The organism is Cupriavidus sp. 01L45, assembly GCF_056399885.1.
The window spans coordinates 99,396-114,268 of the sequence record NZ_JBFTSG010000022.1 but is presented as its reverse complement, the minus strand read 5'-3'; the positions used below and the strand labels follow the sequence as shown (position 1 = coordinate 114,268).

Here is a 14,873-nt window from a genome sequence, read left to right as displayed (position 1 = left end):
TGGAGTATCTCTGGGCCTGGCTCAAGCGCCATGCCCTGGCCAACTTCTGCCCACACTCGCTCACCGAACTCAAAACGACCGCCCGCAATCGGCTGCGCAGCGCACAACAACGCGCCAACATCATTGCCGCGTGCTGGAAGCAGGCCGAGCTGTGGTGATGTCGTCATTTATACAAGGATCAATAATTTGCCACAATGCAGCGGGCCGGGTGGCTTGATTGCAATCGCGGTCCTTCGCTTCTCGCCGCCCTCAGCGCTTTTTTCGACTTCGAACCGCAACCGCGGCGCCTCTTGATCGTGGCGGTTCGCGTAGGCGGCAGCGGGTAGAATTCGGCTTGCAAAATTCGTGAAGGACTGCCACGGCTGCCCAAGGCGTGCTGCAGGCGATTGATTTCATCGGGATGTATCAGCGGCCTGGCTGCACTTTCGCTTCCTGAATGAACCTCAGGTATCTGATTCCTATGAAGAAATACGCCATTCTCATGTGCTGTATGGGCAATATTTGCCGCTCGCCAACGGCTGAAGGCGTGATGCGCGCCAAACTGGAATCGGCAGGGCTGGCCGATCTGGTCGAGCTGGATTCGGCGGGCACGCATGGCTACCACGTCGGGCGGGCGCCGGATGCGCGCTCGCAGCGCCATGCGCTGGCCCGTGGCTACGATCTCTCCGCGCAACGCGCGCGGCTGGCGGTGGTGCAGGATTTCGCGCGTTTCGACCTGCTATTGGCCATGGACCATGACAACCTGGCGGCTCTGCGCGCAATCAGCCCGCCTGGCAGTCAGGACAAGTTGCGCTTGTTGATGAGCTTCGCCAGCCGCCACGCCGCGGATGAAGTGCCGGATCCCTATTATGGCGAGGGCGACGGCTTCGAACGCGTGCTCGATTACGTGGAGGACGCCTGCGATGGCGTGGTCGCCATGCTGCTCGCAAAGAGGCTGGACGGCGCGGCCTGACTGGAGGCGCGAACCTTCCGGCCGTTGTTTAATTTTCATGAGGTTTCATGTTTCGTTCCCTGTTCCGCAAATGGCGCGAATCGCGCAATGCCAGCCTGCAACTCGACGCAATCCTGGCGGCCGCGGACCCGGAGGCACCGCTGGCGGACCGTAACAGCTGGCTGATCGAACTGGGCTACTGGATCCGGCGCGACGGGCTGCCTGGCGCCGAAGGCATGGCGGCCGACAAGAGCCGCCGCGAGCACGTTCGGCTGCGCTACCTGCTGCAGGTGCTTGGCCGCAACCCGGAAGTGGCGGGGCGCTTTGCCAGCATGGTGCGCTCGCTGGTGCGCGACAACGATCCCACTACCTTGCTTTGCGATACCGGCGTGGCGTCTCACCCGGGCTTCTGGAGCGAGGTGCTCGATCGGCTACAGGCGCGCTTCCTGCCACCGCCGCCCAATCGCGGCGATCTGGCGAGCCTGTTTGCGCTGCTGTTTATCGACGGCAACGATGCCGACTGGGTCGAGGCGCTGGACGCCGAGTTGCTCGAGGGGCTGACTGCCGTGTTGCGCGCGGACGACCCGGAGGCAGCGGGCGATGCCGCCGCGGTGCCGGAATGGGATCGTTTTGATCGCACGCTGGCCACCAGCATCCAGGTACTGGTGAGCCAGGTTCGCGCCACGGGGCTGAGCCAGGCGATCCGCTCGCGCCTCAGTGGCAAGGTGCAGGACACGCCGTTCTTCCGCCTGGGCAGCGCCGCCGAGGCCTTGTGCGAGGAAGGGGCTGCGCAGCACGGTGGCGAGGCGTTCGCGCACCGCCTCAACTATTTCCGTGCACTACTTGACGGCTGCCACCAGGCGGCCCAGCGTGTGTACGACGATCTCGAAGAGAATGGCGTGTCTGTGGAGGTCGTGTTCCAGATCGAGCGCATGAAAGTGCGGCTTGCGCGCATCGAGCTGTTGCTGGCAACCTGGGTCGAGCCGCAGCGGCGCGACCGGCATGCCCATCTGATTGCGGCGTTGATTCGTTCCACCCAGGCGCGCCGCAGCATCGTCCATCTGGCCGGCACTTCGTTCTCGCAACTGGCGCGCAAGGTGGTGGAGCGCTCTGCCGAAACCGGCGAGCATTACATCACGCGCGACCGCCGCGAGTACCGCGATCTGATGCGGGCCGCGGCCGGCGGCGGCCTGATCACCGTGGGCACGGTCTATCTCAAGTTTCTGATCTACGGACTGCACCTGGACAAGTTCATCGAGGGCCTGCTTGCCTCGCTCAACTATGCGGGCAGCTTCCTGGTGATTCACTTCGCGCATTTCACGCTGGCCACCAAGCAGCCGGCGATGACCGGCCCGGCGCTGGCGCACCGGCTCGACGCGGTCGGCAGGCCAGAGGGCCGGGAGATCTTTGTCGATGACACCATCGCGATGATTCGCTCGAACGCCGCGGCGATTTTCGGCAACCTCGCGGCAGTGTTTCCGGTCGCGCTGGCCATCCAGTGGCTGGCCAATCGCTTCCTGGGTGCCAACCTGATCACACCGGCGAAGGCGATCGCCACCATTGAGTCCTTCTCCATTCTCGGTCCCACGCCTGTCTATGCCATCTTCACCGGCGTGCTGCTGTGGCTGTCCAGTCTGGTGGCAGGCTGGGCCGACAACTGGTTCGCGCTGCACAAGGTGCACGACGTGATGGCGTATAACCGCCGCCTGCGCTATGTGCTGGGCGTGCAGGGTGCGGCGCGCATGGCGGATTTCTGGAAGCGCAATATGTCGGGGGTCGCGGCCAATGTCTCGCTTGGCCTGCTGCTCGGTCTGGGGCCGGAGATCCTCAGCTTCTTCGGTCCGCATATGGAGGTGCGCCACGTCACGTTGTCGACCGGGGCGGTAGGCACCTCGATTGGCGTGCTGGGTCTCGGCGTGCTGAAAATGCCTTCGTTCTGGCTGGCGGTGGCGGGCATTGCGCTGATGGGTTTGCTCAATGTGGCAGTGAGTTTCGCCCTGGCCTTCAATATGGCGTTGCGCTCACGCAGCCTGCGTCGGGTAGACCGCCGGGCGCTAAGCGCGGCCGTGCGGCAGCGCATCCTGAAAAACCCCTGGTCCCTGATCGTGCCTCCGCGCGCGCCAGAGACGGCGGCGCCGGTGGGGGAGGGGCGGGTTTGATGCAATGCGGCAGGGGTACTTGACTGAATTAGTCGACTTCTTTTATACTTGACCAAAATGATCAAGTACTCCCCAGCATCATGAGACTGACGACCAAAGGCCGCTTCGCGGTAACCGCCATGATCGACCTGGCCATGCGCCAGGATCAGGGCCCCGTTACGCTAGCGGGCATCAGCCAGCGCCAGAAAATTTCCCTCTCTTACCTCGAGCAGCTGTTCGGTAAGCTGCGTCGCCACGAGATCGTGGAGAGCGTGCGCGGCCCGGGTGGCGGCTACAGCCTTGCCCGCAAGGCGGAGGACGTCACGGTGGCCGACATCATCATCGCTGTCGACGAGCCGCTCGACGCGACCCAGTGCGGCGGAAAAGGTAATTGTAACGGAGATGAGGGAACCGGTCGCTGCATGACCCACGAGCTGTGGGCCACGCTGAACCAGAAAATGGTCGAGTATCTCGATTCCGTCTCCCTGAAGAACCTGGTCGACCAGCAGCGCGCCAAATCCCCCGCGGTGTTGCACGACATGCGCGAAGAGTCGGTGGCGCAAGCCGTGGCCGTGCCGCTGGGCAAGGCGGACAAACAGGAAAAGCCCGCGCGTCCGCGGGTGGTGAATTCGGTTTTCAGCCTGGCTCAGTCGTAAGACGGGCAGCCGGCCAGAGAGCACAGAGAAACATCAAGCATAGCGGTCCCTAAAAGGCAGTCATAACGATGAGCACCCCACATTTCCCCATCTACATGGATTACTCGGCCACCACGCCGGTAGACCCGCGCGTGGCGGACAAGATGATTCCGTACCTGCGCGAACAGTTCGGCAATCCGGCTTCGCGCAGCCACGCCTACGGCTGGGATGCCGAACGCGCGGTGGAGGAGGCGCGTGAGCAGGTGGCCGCACTGGTTGGTGCCGATCCGCGCGAGATCGTCTGGACGTCGGGCGCAACCGAGTCCAATAACCTCGCCATCAAGGGCGCGGCCAATTTCTACTCGGGCAAGGGCAAGCACCTCATCACGGTGAAGACCGAGCACAAGGCCGTGCTGGATACCACCCGCGAGCTGGAGCGCCAGGGCTTCGAGGTGACGTATCTCGACGTGCAGGAAAACGGCCTGGTCGACATCGAAGTGCTCAAGGCGGCGATCCGCCCTGACACGATCCTGGTGTCGGTGATGCTGGTGAACAACGAGATCGGCGTGATCCAGGATGTGGCGCAGATCGGCGAGATCTGCCGCGCCAAGGGCATTATTTTCCATTGCGACGCGGCCCAGGCCACCGGCAAGGTGGCGATTGACCTGAACACGCTGAAGTGCGACCTGATGTCGTTCTCGGCGCACAAGACCTATGGCCCCAAGGGTGTTGGCGCGCTGTACGTACGCCGCAAGCCGCGCGTGCGCCTGGAAGCGCAGATGCACGGCGGCGGCCACGAGCGCGGCATGCGCTCGGGCACGCTGGCCACGCACCAGATCGTCGGCATGGGCGAAGCCTTCCGCATCGCCCGCGAGGAAATGGCCACGGAAAACGAGCGCATCCGCATGCTGCGCGACCGCCTGTGGCGCGGCCTGTCGGGCATGGAAGAGGTCTACCTGAATGGCGACCTGGAACAGCGCGTGCCGCACAACCTGAATGTCAGCTTCAACTTCGTCGAAGGCGAATCGTTGATCATGGCGATCAAGGACGTGGCGGTGTCGTCGGGCTCGGCCTGCACCTCGGCGTCGCTGGAGCCTTCGTACGTGCTGCGCGCCCTTGGCCGCAACGACGAACTGGCACACAGCTCGATTCGCTTTACGGTAGGCCGTTTCACCACCGAAGAAGAAATCGATTACACCGTCGAACTGCTCAAGAGCAAGATCGCCAAGCTGCGCGACCTGTCGCCGCTGTGGGAAATGTTCAAGGACGGTGTGGACCTGAATTCCATCCAGTGGGCCGCGCACTAAGCGCCAAGGCCCCCGCAAGACCCCATAATTACGCCAAGAGGTAGCCAAAATGTCATACAGCACGAAGGTTCTCGACCACTATGAAAACCCCCGCAACGTGGGCTCGTTCGACAAGAACGATGACGCCGTGGGGACCGGCATGGTCGGCGCGCCGGCTTGCGGAGACGTCATGAAGCTGCAGATCAAGGTCAACGAAGCTGGCGTGATCGAAGACGCCAAGTTCAAGACCTATGGCTGCGGTTCGGCCATCGCATCCTCGTCGCTCGTGACCGAGTGGGTCAAGGGCAAGACCGTGGATCAGGCATTGGAAATCAAGAATACGCACATCGCCGAGGAACTGGCGCTGCCGCCGGTGAAGATCCATTGCTCGATCCTGGCCGAAGACGCCATCAAGGCGGCGGTCGAGGATTACAAGAAGAAGCACGACGGCGCCACCGAACAGAAGGCCGCCTGAGTTCCGCGATCCATCAAGGGATAAAGCACCGATGATCACGCTTACCGAGAAAGCCGCCAAGCATGTGGCGCGCTACCTGGACCGCCGCGGCAAGGGCGTTGGCCTGCGCCTCGGCGTCAAGACGACCGGCTGCTCGGGCCTTGCCTACAAGCTGGAATACGTCGACGACCTGTTGCCGGAAGACAGCGTATTCGAGTCGCACGGCATCAAGGTGATCGTCGATCCGAAGAGCCTGCCGTATATCGACGGCACGGAACTGGACTTCGCGCGCGAAGGCCTGAACGAGGGGTTCCGTTTCAACAACCCCAACGTCAAGGACGAATGCGGTTGCGGAGAGTCGTTCCGGGTCTGAGCGCGCGACGGCTGACGTCTTTGCGCAGAATGGGATGAAACGCGGCATAGTCGGCTTCCACCAGGATGACGAAAGCCATTGGGTGGCAGAGCTGGATTGCGGTCATGGCCAGCATATGCGCCATGACCCGCCCTGGCAGATGCGTCCGTGGACGCTGACGGCGCAGGGCCGGGCGGCACGGATCGGCGAGGTGGTGAACTGCCTGAAGTGCGATCGGGCGGAGCCGCCGGCAGATTGGGCGGCGCGAAGCGCGTAGCGCGTTGCCGACCGGTGCTTGCGCAACTTATTGCGGCATCGCCGGCGCGGCCGGCGCACCGCTTTTACGCTGAAGGAAGTTCAAAGGGGCGGCGCAGCCGCTCTTTTTGTTGGGGAAGGTGTTGAAAGACGATTATTTCGCCCTGTTTGGCTTGCCGGTGGGGTACGCAGTCGACGAGGCAGCGCTGGACGCCGCCTACCTGACCGTGCAGTCGCAGGCGCACCCGGACCGCTTCGCCAATGCCGGCGACGCCGAGCGCCGCGTGGCCATGCAGTGGGCCGCGCATGCCAACGAGGCGTACCGCACGCTGCGCCAGCCGCTCAAGCGCGCGATCTACCTGCTGACGCTGCGCGGTGTGGATATCCAGGCCGAGAACAATACGGCCATGGCGCCGGCTTTCCTGATGCAGCAAATGGAATGGCGCGAGGCGCTGCAGGAAGCGGTCGAGGAAAAGGACGTCGCCCGGCTCGACGCGCTGCTGCGCGAGTTGCGCAGCGAGAAGCGCGAGCGCCACGCGGCGCTGGGCGCACTGCTGGATGCCGGCGATAACGCGGCAGCCGGCGGCGCGGCCAGGCAATTGATGTTCATCGAGAAGATCGAACACGACACCAGCGAGGCGATCGACCGCCTGGAAGGCTAGGGATTCAGCGCCTCCGGGCACGTTCGCCGCCGCCATGCCACAATGGCGCCCCGGCGCAAGACCGGCCTGTGTGACAGGCCGCCTTGCCACCGCACGAATAAAGACGATTCATCATGGCACTGCTCCAGATCTCCGAACCCGGCATGTCGCCGGCACCCCACCAGAAGCGGCTAGCGGTCGGCATCGACCTCGGCACGACCAATTCGCTGGTGGCGGCGGTTCGCAACAGCATTCCCGAAGTCCTGACCGATGAAAGCGGCCGCGCGCTGCTGCCTTCGGTGGTGCGCTACCTGCCCAACAAGGGCACGCAGATCGGCTACCGCGCGCAGGAAGAGGCGGTGCACGACCCCAAGAACACCATCGTCTCGGTCAAGCGCTTCATGGGGCGCGGTCTGCGCGACGTCGCGCATATCGAACATAGCCCCTACGATTTCGTTGACGCGCCTGGCATGGTGCAGATCAAGACCGTGGCCGGCGTGAAGAGCCCGGTTGAGATTTCGGCGGAGATCCTGGCCACTCTGCGCCAGCGCGCCGAAGACTCGCTGGGAGACGAACTGGTCGGCGCGGTGATTACCGTGCCCGCCTATTTCGACGACGCGCAGCGCCAGGCCACCAAGGATGCCGCCCAACTAGCGGGTCTGGAAGTGCTGCGCCTGCTAAACGAGCCGACGGCGGCGGCGATCGCCTACGGGCTGGATAACGCGTCCGAAGGCATCTACGCGGTGTACGACCTCGGTGGCGGCACCTTCGATATTTCCATTCTCAAGCTCAGCAAGGGTGTGTTCGAGGTGCTGGCCACAGGCGGCGACTCCGCCCTTGGCGGGGACGATTTCGATCAGCGCCTGATGTGCTGGATTGTCGAGCAAGCTGCCCTGCAACCGCTCTCGGCCGAGGATATGCGCTTGTTGATGGTGCGCGCGCGCGCCGCCAAGGAAGCGCTGTCGGAGGCCGATTCCACGGTGATCGACGCAGTGCTGGACAGCGGCGAGATCGTGCACCTGACGCTGTCGGCAACGGCCTTCGTAGAGATGACCGCGCCGCTGGTGCAGAAGACCCTGGCGCCGGTGCGCAAGGCCCTGCGCGATGCGGGCGTGGCGGCCGACGAAGTCAAGGGCGTGGTGCTGGTCGGCGGTGCGACCCGCATGCCCTCGGTGCGCAAGGCGGTGGGCGATTTCTTCGGCCAGCGTCCGCTGACGAACCTCGATCCCGACCGGGTCGTGGCGCTGGGCGCGGCGATGCAGGCCAACCTGCTGGCCGGCAACGGTGCGCCGGGCGAGGACTGGCTGCTGCTCGACGTGATCCCGCTGTCGCTGGGCGTGGAAACCATGGGCGGACTGGTCGAGAAGATCATTCCGCGCAACAGCACCATCCCGGTGGCGCGCGCGCAGGAGTTCACCACGTTCAAGGATGGCCAGACCGCGATCGCCATCCATGTGCTGCAGGGCGAGCGCGAACTGGCAAGCGACTGCCGTTCGCTGGCGCGCTTCGAGTTGCGCGGCATTCCGCCAATGGTGGCCGGCGCGGCACGTATCCGCGTGACTTACCAGGTCGACGCCGATGGGCTGTTGTCGGTGTTCGCGCGCGAGACGCAGTCGGGCGTGGAAGCGACCATCACCGTCAAGCCGTCCTACGGGCTCGCCGACGACGAGATCGCCCGCATGCTGCAGGACAGCTTCCGCGAAGCCGAGCACGATATGAAGAGCCGCGCGCTGGCTGAAGAGCGCGTGGACGCAGCGCGCCTGATCGAAGCCACGCACCGCGCGCTGGAGCTCGACGGCGACCTGCTCTCGGACGAAGAACGTGCCGGCGTGGAGCGGCTGATCGCGGCAGCGGGCGACATCGCCAAGGGCGAGGATCACCACGCCATCAAGGCAGCGGTGGAAGCGCTGTCCCATGGCACCGACGAATTCGCCGCCCGCCGGATGGACCGCTCGATCAAGAGCGCGCTGGCTGGCCGCAAGGTGGAGGACCTGGGCTGATCCCCGAGGACTCTCGCACCGTATCTAAATCCAGGACATTTCATGCCACAGATCATCGTATTGCCCCACGTCGAACTCTGTCCCGAGGGCGCCGTGTTCGAAGTCAAGACCGGAACCAGCGTCTGCGATGCCTTGCTCAGCCATGGCATCGAGATCGAGCATGCCTGCGAGAAGTCGTGCGCCTGCACCACCTGCCATGTGGTGGTGCGCGAAGGCTTCAATTCGCTCAACGAGCCGGAAGAGAAGGAAGAGGACCTGCTGGACAAGGCGTGGGGGCTTGAGCCGAACTCGCGGCTCTCGTGCCAGGCTATCGTTGCCGACGAGGACCTTACCGTGCAGATTCCCAAGTACACCATCAATTACGCCAAGGAAGGACACTGAGCGCCTGTGCGCCAGCTCGTCCCGCTGCCGATCTGAAAGAGAGAATCCCCATGAAGTGGACCGATACCTACGACATCGCCGCCGCCCTGTACGACAAGTACCCGGACGTGGACCCTGCCACGATTCGATTCACCGACCTGCACCGCTGGGTCCTGGAGCTCGACGGCTTCGCCGACGTGCCCGAGCGTTCGGGTGAAAAGATACTGGAAGCGATCCAGGCTGCCTGGATCGAAGAGGCGGAGTAAGGGAACGTCAAAGTAAAAGGGCCGGTGATCCGGCCCTTTTTTTGACAATTTTGTTCCGGGAGTCCGGCCGGTCAGGCCGTTACCAGGACACCATCCTGCAAGCGCACGCGCTGGCCTACCTGCACGCCAGGATCGGCATGATAGGTGAAGGTGCGGTAGCTGCCATTGTCCATCTGCACGCGCACCTGGTAGGAAGTGTCTTTGCGCACGGTCTTTTCGATCTGGTTGCCGGCAAAGCCGCCGCCTACCGCGCCGGCCACCGTACCCAGGATGCGGCCGTTGCCCTTGCCAATCTGGTTGCCCAGCAGCCCGCCGACCACCGCGCCGCCGACGGCGCCCAGGCCACTGGCCGGCTTGGCGGTCTCGATCGGCGTGATGGCCACGATATGGCCGGTGTACGCGCTGCCTTGCGCTGGCTGGCGTTGGGCGGGGGCGCCGTTGTCAGCGCGGCTCGGCTCGGGGCCATATCCTGCTTCCGCGTTGCCGTTGCGCTGGGTGCTCCTCCGTGCCGCGGGCGCCTGGGCGGGCGGGGCGGTCGGTGCCTGCGTCAACGCGGGGGCCGATGCTTCGGGCGGGCGGGTGGTACTGCCTGGCGCCATTTGCTGGACGGCCTGCGTATTGTTGGCGGCGATCGGCGCGGCCAGCGATTGCGACGCATCCTGCGTCGCCTTGCTAACGGGCAGCACGCCGGTCATCGCGGCGACGGCGGTCAGGCTGGCGATCACGATTGCCACCGCGGCGGCGCCCACCAGCGGATGCAGGCGGCGCTGCGCCGGCAGCGAAGAGGGCAGGGCGGATTCGTTCGATGGCTGCAAGGTCGGGTTCGGCATGTTGTTTTCCTCGCGAAGCGCCGCCAGTCAGGGGTGCTGCCGGCCAACGTTTCGATACGACCAGTGTGGCCGAACGGGGCGCCGTTTTCCGTTTGATTTTGTAAGTTTATGTAGACAGAAAACCCGTTTTAAATCAGTGGCTTGCCTTATGATTCCGGCGGCCTCGGGGTTGGCTGTTTGTAACAAGCCGGCGCGAAAATGAAAAAGCCCCATCGCTTGGATGGGGCTATTTCGTTGCTGGCGGCCAGCCTTGGCCGCCACCGTGCTTCAGTCCTCGCGGCGCAGATGCGGGAACAGGATCACGTCGCGGATATTCGGGCTATCCGTCAGCAGCATCACCAGGCGGTCGATGCCGATACCGCAGCCGCCCGTCGGGGGCATGCCATATTCGAGCGCGCGGATGTAGTCGGCGTCGAAGTACATCGCTTCCTCGTCGCCCGCATCCTTCTGGTCCACTTGCTTGCGGAAACGCTCGGCCTGGTCCTCGGCATCGTTCAGCTCGGAGAAGCCGTTGGCGATTTCGCGGCCGGTGATGAACAGCTCGAAGCGCTCGGTGATGCCCGGCTGGGTGTCCGAGGCGCGCGCCAGCGGCGAGACTTCCACCGGGTAGTCGACGATGAAGGTCGGCTCCCACAGCTGGCTCTCGGCGGTTTCCTCGAACAGCACCAGTTGCAGCGTGCCCAGGCCGGCGTTGAGGAATTGCGGCGCGCTGGTGTTGATGCCGAACTTCTTCAGCTCCGTGCGCAGGAATTCGGTATCGGCCAGTTGCGCGTCGGTGTACTGCGGTGCGTATTTCTGGATCGCCTGGGTGATGGTGAGGCGATGGAAGGGCTTGGACAGATCCAGCTCGCGGCCCTGGTAGTTCAGCACGGCGCTGCCGCGTGCGTCGATGGCGGCCTGGCGGATCAGGTTCTCGGTGAAGTCCATCAGCCAGCGGTAATCCGTGTAGGCCGCGTAGAACTCCATCATCGTGAACTCGGGGTTGTGGCGCGGGCTCACCCCTTCGTTGCGGAAGTTGCGGTTGATCTCGAACACGCGTTCGAAGCCGCCTACCACCAGGCGCTTCAGGTACAGCTCGGGCGCGATGCGCATGAACATCTGCATGTCCAGCGCGTTGTGGTGGGTGATGAACGGCTTGGCCGTGGCGCCGCCCGGGATCGGGTGCAGCATGGGCGTTTCCACTTCCATGAAGCCAGCGTCGGCCATGTGACGGCGCAGCGAGCTGATCGCGTTGGTGCGGGCGCGGAAGGTGGCGCGCGTTTCCGGCGACACGATCAGGTCGACATAGCGCTGGCGGTACCTGGTTTCCTGATCGGCCAGGCCGTGGAACTTGTCCGGCAGCGGGCGCAGGGCCTTGGACAGCAGGCGCAGTTCCTGCACCTGTACCGACAGCTCGCCCTTGTTGGTGCGGAACAGCACGCCGCGCGCGCTGATGATGTCGCCCAGGTCCCAGTGCTTGAAGGCCGCGTAGACGTCTTCGCCGACCTTGTCGCGCGTGATGTAGAACTGGATCTGGCCGCTGCCGTCCTGCACGGTGGCGAAGCTGGCCTTGCCCATCACCCGCTTGAGCATCATGCGGCCGGCGATGGCGACTTCCACCGGGCTGGCTTCCAGCGCGGGCTGGTCGGTCTCCCCGTGCTGCTCGTGCAGCGCGGCGGCCTGGTGGGTCGGGCGGAAATCGTTGGGGAAGGCCACGCCTTGCTGACGCAGGGCCTGCAGCTTCTCGCGCCGTTCCGCGATGATCTTGTTTTCGTCGGCTGCGGCCGGGGCGTTGGCCTCGGCGGGAGCGCGGTTGGATTCGGTCATGATGTCTTGGTGAGTCGCGCGGCGCAGGCCGCGCGAGGTTCAGGTATTGCGGATGTCGTCGAGCTCGGTGCTGCCGAAGTCCGGCCGCTCCAGGTACGCGGCGATGCGCTGCGCGGTGTCATCGGCCGAGGCCAGCTGGTCGTTTTCCTTGAGGTCGCGGAAGCGCTGTACCTGCGCGAAATCGGCATCGCGGATGGTGGCCTGCATGCCGGTGTCGACCACGCCCGGCGCCAGCGCCACGGCGCGCACGGCACGTTCGGCCGGGGCCTGCGCGTACTCCGCGTTGATCGAGCGCACGAACATGTCCAGGCCTGCCTTGCCGGCGCAATAGGCGCTCCAGCCTTCAATCGGCCGGCGCGCCGCGCCGGACGAGATCGCCAGGATCTTGCGCGGGCAGCCGAAGCGCTCGGTATGCGCCAGGAACGCCGCGGTCATGGTCATTGGCGCGGCAAGATTGGTCAGCAGGTGCGGCACCAGCGTCGGTTCACGCAGTCTGGTGATCGGGCCGATCGGCTCGATCATGCCCGCGTTGAGGATCAGCGTGACGCTGGCAGGCGTTTCCTCGACCGCGTCGAGCACGCTGCCGAGCCAGGTCGCCGCCGGGCCGGGCTGCGACAGGTCCTGCAGGTGCCAGGCTACCTTGACGCCGCTGGCGGATGCGATCCGTTCCAGTTCGGGATTGCGGCCGCGCGCCACGCACAGCAGGCGGTTGCCCGGTTTGAGCAGTACCTGTGCCAGAGCGGCGCCGAGCCCGCGCGAGGTGCCCGTGATGATGATCAGATGCGATGCTGCGGTCATGGTCGAGTTTGTCCCGGCGGGTGTGTGGCCGCACCGGCCGCCGCGCCGTGCCCCGGCGCGGCGGCGTGGCGCCGCTGCTGCGTGTTACAGCCCTTGCTTCAGGCTGGCTTCGATGAACGGGTCCAGGTCGCCGTCCAGCACCTTCTGCGTGTTGGACATTTCCACGTTGGTGCGCAGGTCCTTGATGCGGCTCTGGTCCAGCACGTAGGAGCGGATCTGGTGACCCCAGCCCACGTCGGTCTTGGACGACTCCAGCTTGTCGGCCTCGGCCTGACGCTTGCGCATTTCGTGCTCGTACAGGCGCGATTTCAGCATCGACATGGCTTCGGCGCGGTTCCTGTGCTGCGAACGGTCGTTCTGGCACTGCACCACGATGCCGGTCGGGATGTGCGTGATCCGCACTGCCGAATCGGTCTTGTTGATGTGCTGGCCGCCCGCGCCGGAGGCACGGTAGGTGTCGACGCGCAGGTCCGCCGGATTGACCTCGACCTCGAAGGAGTCGTCCACCTCGGGGTAGACGAACACTGACGAGAACGACGTGTGGCGGCCGCCCGACGAGTCGAACGGCGACTTGCGCACCAGGCGGTGCACGCCGGTTTCCGTGCGCAGGTAGCCGAACGCGTACTCGCCCTCGACCTTGATCGTGGCGCTCTTGATGCCCGCCACGTCGCCTTCGGATTCTTCCAGCACCTCGGCCTTGAAACCCTTGCGCTCGCAGTACTTCAGGTACTGGCGCAGCAGCATCGAGGCCCAGTCGCAGGCTTCGGTGCCGCCGGCGCCGGCCTGGATGTCGATAAAGGCGTTGGCCTGATCCATCTCGCCGGCAAACATGCGGCGGAATTCCATGTCCGCGACGATGGCTTCGAAGCCCGCGACGTCGGTCTCGATGGCTTCCATCGTGTCGTCGTCGCCTTCCTCGCGCGCGAGCTCGAACAGCTCCTCGGCGCCGCTGAGGTCATCGGTGAGCTTGCCGAGCACGCCGACCACGCCCTCCAGCATTTTCTTTTCCTTGCCGAGATCCTGGGCCCGCTTGGGGTTGTTCCAGACCTCGGGATCCTCGAGTTCGCCGTTGACTTCGTCGAGTCTTCCTACTTTGACATCGTAGTCAAAGATACCCCCGTAGATCTTCCGTTCGCGAACGGAGATCGGAGATGGCACCGGAGATGGCGTTGAGGCGTTCTGCTTCCATGATGTTCCTGCGCTTTCAAAACCTTGAATTATAGCGGATCGGGGGCTGTCTTCCCCCGCCCGGATGCAGTCTGTTGCATGATTTCGAACGGTTCGCGTCGCGAACGGTCTACAGTTGCGGGTGCCTCATGGCAGACGCGAGGGTGCTGGCGGGCGCAACCGGCTTCAAGATATGGACAGGGAGGAACGATAAGTACGTGATGAAGCAAAGCAACCACGACAAGACAAACGCGCGCCGCCGCGCGCTTGGCCTGCTGGCCGCCGCGGCGGCGGCTTGCCTCGCGGCCGGCTGTGGCACCCTGGCCAGCGAACCCGCGCCCGACGGCTATTACCGGGTGCAGAGCGGCGACACCTTGTATACCGTCGCCCGGCGACACAAGCGCACGGTGCGCGAGCTGACGCGCTGGAACCAGTTGCCCAGCGCCGATCGCATCGAGGTAGGGCAGTTGCTGCGGATTCGCCCACCGGCCGGCGCCAGCGCCAGCACGGGTGGCGGGGCCAGCGGCGGCCCGGTGGCGGTGGGGGATACCCCGCGCGTGGACAACAGCGCGCCGTCGCGGGCGCCGGCTACCAGCATCCGCCTGCAATGGCCGGCTGACGGCCGCGTTACCGCGGGCTACGGGCCGCCCGCCAGCAAGGGCCTGCGCATCAACACGGCGCCTGGCAGCACGGTGCGCGCCGCGGCCGGGGGCAAGGCGATCCACGTCGGCAACCTGCGCGGCTACGGCATGCTGGTCATCATCAAGCACGACGACAACTGGCTGACGGTCTACGGCAACCTGGACAAGCCCTCGGTCAGCGAGGGCGCGCAGGTGTCCGGGGGGCAGGAAGTGGGCCGCATGGGCACGGCCGACAGCGAACTGCACTTCGAGGTGCGCAGCAACGGCAAGCCGGTCGATCCGGCAGGATTGCTGCCCGCGCGCGGCTGACGTC

Annotated in this window: 16 protein-coding genes and 1 pseudogene; 13 read left to right on the top strand and 4 right to left on the bottom strand. The window is 65.0% G+C overall.

The genetic code is table 11. The annotated features are described in order from the left end of the window. The 12 genes and pseudogenes from AC1DT6_RS17225 to iscX all read left to right on the top strand — a co-directional run. Window positions 1-158: pseudogene (locus AC1DT6_RS17225) on the top strand (IS630-like element ISCARN39 family transposase); the annotation flags it as partial. Window positions 159-460: 302 nt separating this feature from the next. Then, complete coding sequence (locus AC1DT6_RS17220) at window positions 461-952, top strand: low molecular weight protein-tyrosine-phosphatase (RefSeq protein ID WP_045238075.1); 492 nt, start codon at window positions 461-463, stop codon at window positions 950-952. A 47-nt stretch (window positions 953-999) separates the two neighbouring features. After that, on the top strand, window positions 1,000-3,090 hold the full coding sequence (locus tag AC1DT6_RS17215) for a site-specific recombinase (RefSeq protein WP_441630002.1): 2,091 nt from the start codon (window positions 1,000-1,002) through the stop codon (window positions 3,088-3,090). An 80-nt stretch (window positions 3,091-3,170) separates the two neighbouring features. Further along, complete coding sequence (iscR, locus tag AC1DT6_RS17210) at window positions 3,171-3,725, top strand: Fe-S cluster assembly transcriptional regulator IscR (protein ID WP_035859280.1); 555 nt, start codon at window positions 3,171-3,173, stop codon at window positions 3,723-3,725. A 62-nt stretch (window positions 3,726-3,787) separates the two neighbouring features. Further along, window positions 3,788-5,011, top strand: coding sequence for an IscS subfamily cysteine desulfurase (locus tag AC1DT6_RS17205; RefSeq protein ID WP_441630083.1), 1,224 nt, complete (start codon window positions 3,788-3,790; stop codon window positions 5,009-5,011). Between the two features lie 49 nt (window positions 5,012-5,060). Then, window positions 5,061-5,465, top strand: a complete 405-nt coding sequence (gene iscU, locus AC1DT6_RS17200) for a Fe-S cluster assembly scaffold IscU (protein ID WP_045238072.1) — start codon at window positions 5,061-5,063, stop codon at window positions 5,463-5,465. Window positions 5,466-5,496: 31 nt separating this feature from the next. Next, complete coding sequence (gene iscA / locus AC1DT6_RS17195) at window positions 5,497-5,817, top strand: iron-sulfur cluster assembly protein IscA (protein ID WP_017229301.1); 321 nt, start codon at window positions 5,497-5,499, stop codon at window positions 5,815-5,817. 34 nt (window positions 5,818-5,851) lie between these two features. Then, entirely contained in the window at window positions 5,852-6,073 is a 222-nt protein-coding gene (locus AC1DT6_RS17190) for a DUF3565 domain-containing protein (protein ID WP_045238071.1), read from the top strand. A 121-nt stretch (window positions 6,074-6,194) separates the two neighbouring features. Then, window positions 6,195-6,713 (top strand): Fe-S protein assembly co-chaperone HscB, encoded by a 519-nt coding sequence (gene hscB / locus AC1DT6_RS17185; RefSeq protein WP_276288600.1) that lies wholly within the window; start codon window positions 6,195-6,197, stop codon window positions 6,711-6,713. Window positions 6,714-6,826: 113 nt separating this feature from the next. Continuing rightward, on the top strand, window positions 6,827-8,692 hold the full coding sequence (gene hscA, locus AC1DT6_RS17180; RefSeq protein ID WP_441630006.1) for a Fe-S protein assembly chaperone HscA: 1,866 nt from the start codon (window positions 6,827-6,829) through the stop codon (window positions 8,690-8,692). Window positions 8,693-8,734: 42 nt separating this feature from the next. Then, window positions 8,735-9,073 carry an ISC system 2Fe-2S type ferredoxin gene (fdx, locus tag AC1DT6_RS17175; protein WP_441630008.1) on the top strand — a complete coding sequence of 113 codons (339 nt, stop codon included), beginning with the start codon at window positions 8,735-8,737 and terminating at the stop codon, window positions 9,071-9,073. Between the two features lie 50 nt (window positions 9,074-9,123). Next, a complete protein-coding gene (gene iscX, locus AC1DT6_RS17170) occupies window positions 9,124-9,318 on the top strand; it encodes a Fe-S cluster assembly protein IscX (RefSeq protein WP_428177879.1) in 195 nt (64 codons plus the stop codon). 71 nt (window positions 9,319-9,389) lie between these two features. Here iscX and AC1DT6_RS17165 read toward each other — a convergent pair whose 3' ends face one another. The 4 genes from AC1DT6_RS17165 to prfB all read right to left on the bottom strand — a co-directional run bounded on the left by AC1DT6_RS17165 (window position 9,390) and on the right by prfB (window position 13,941). Beyond that, window positions 9,390-10,148, bottom strand: coding sequence for a glycine zipper 2TM domain-containing protein (locus tag AC1DT6_RS17165; RefSeq protein WP_441630010.1), 759 nt, complete (start codon window positions 10,146-10,148; stop codon window positions 9,390-9,392). Window positions 10,149-10,415: 267 nt separating this feature from the next. Beyond that, window positions 10,416-11,954, bottom strand: coding sequence for a lysine--tRNA ligase (gene lysS, locus AC1DT6_RS17160; protein WP_441630012.1), 1,539 nt, complete (start codon window positions 11,952-11,954; stop codon window positions 10,416-10,418). A 39-nt stretch (window positions 11,955-11,993) separates the two neighbouring features. Next, the gene (locus AC1DT6_RS17155) at window positions 11,994-12,752 is read right to left on the bottom strand and encodes an SDR family oxidoreductase (protein WP_477102782.1); all 759 of its coding nucleotides are present in this window, start codon (window positions 12,750-12,752) and stop codon (window positions 11,994-11,996) included. A gap of 84 nt (window positions 12,753-12,836) precedes the next feature. Continuing rightward, window positions 12,837-13,941, bottom strand: a protein-coding gene (gene prfB, locus AC1DT6_RS17150) for a peptide chain release factor 2 (protein WP_276285680.1) whose coding sequence is annotated in 2 segments (ribosomal slippage) — window positions 12,837-13,859 and window positions 13,861-13,941 — 1,104 coding nt in all. Because the reading frame shifts where the segments join, the coding sequence is not laid out codon by codon here. 199 nt (window positions 13,942-14,140) lie between these two features. Between prfB and AC1DT6_RS17145 the strand changes: the two genes are divergently transcribed. Next, window positions 14,141-14,869 carry a peptidoglycan DD-metalloendopeptidase family protein gene (locus tag AC1DT6_RS17145; RefSeq protein WP_441630016.1) on the top strand — a complete coding sequence of 243 codons (729 nt, stop codon included), beginning with the start codon at window positions 14,141-14,143 and terminating at the stop codon, window positions 14,867-14,869. Window positions 14,870-14,873 lie beyond the last annotated feature (4 nt).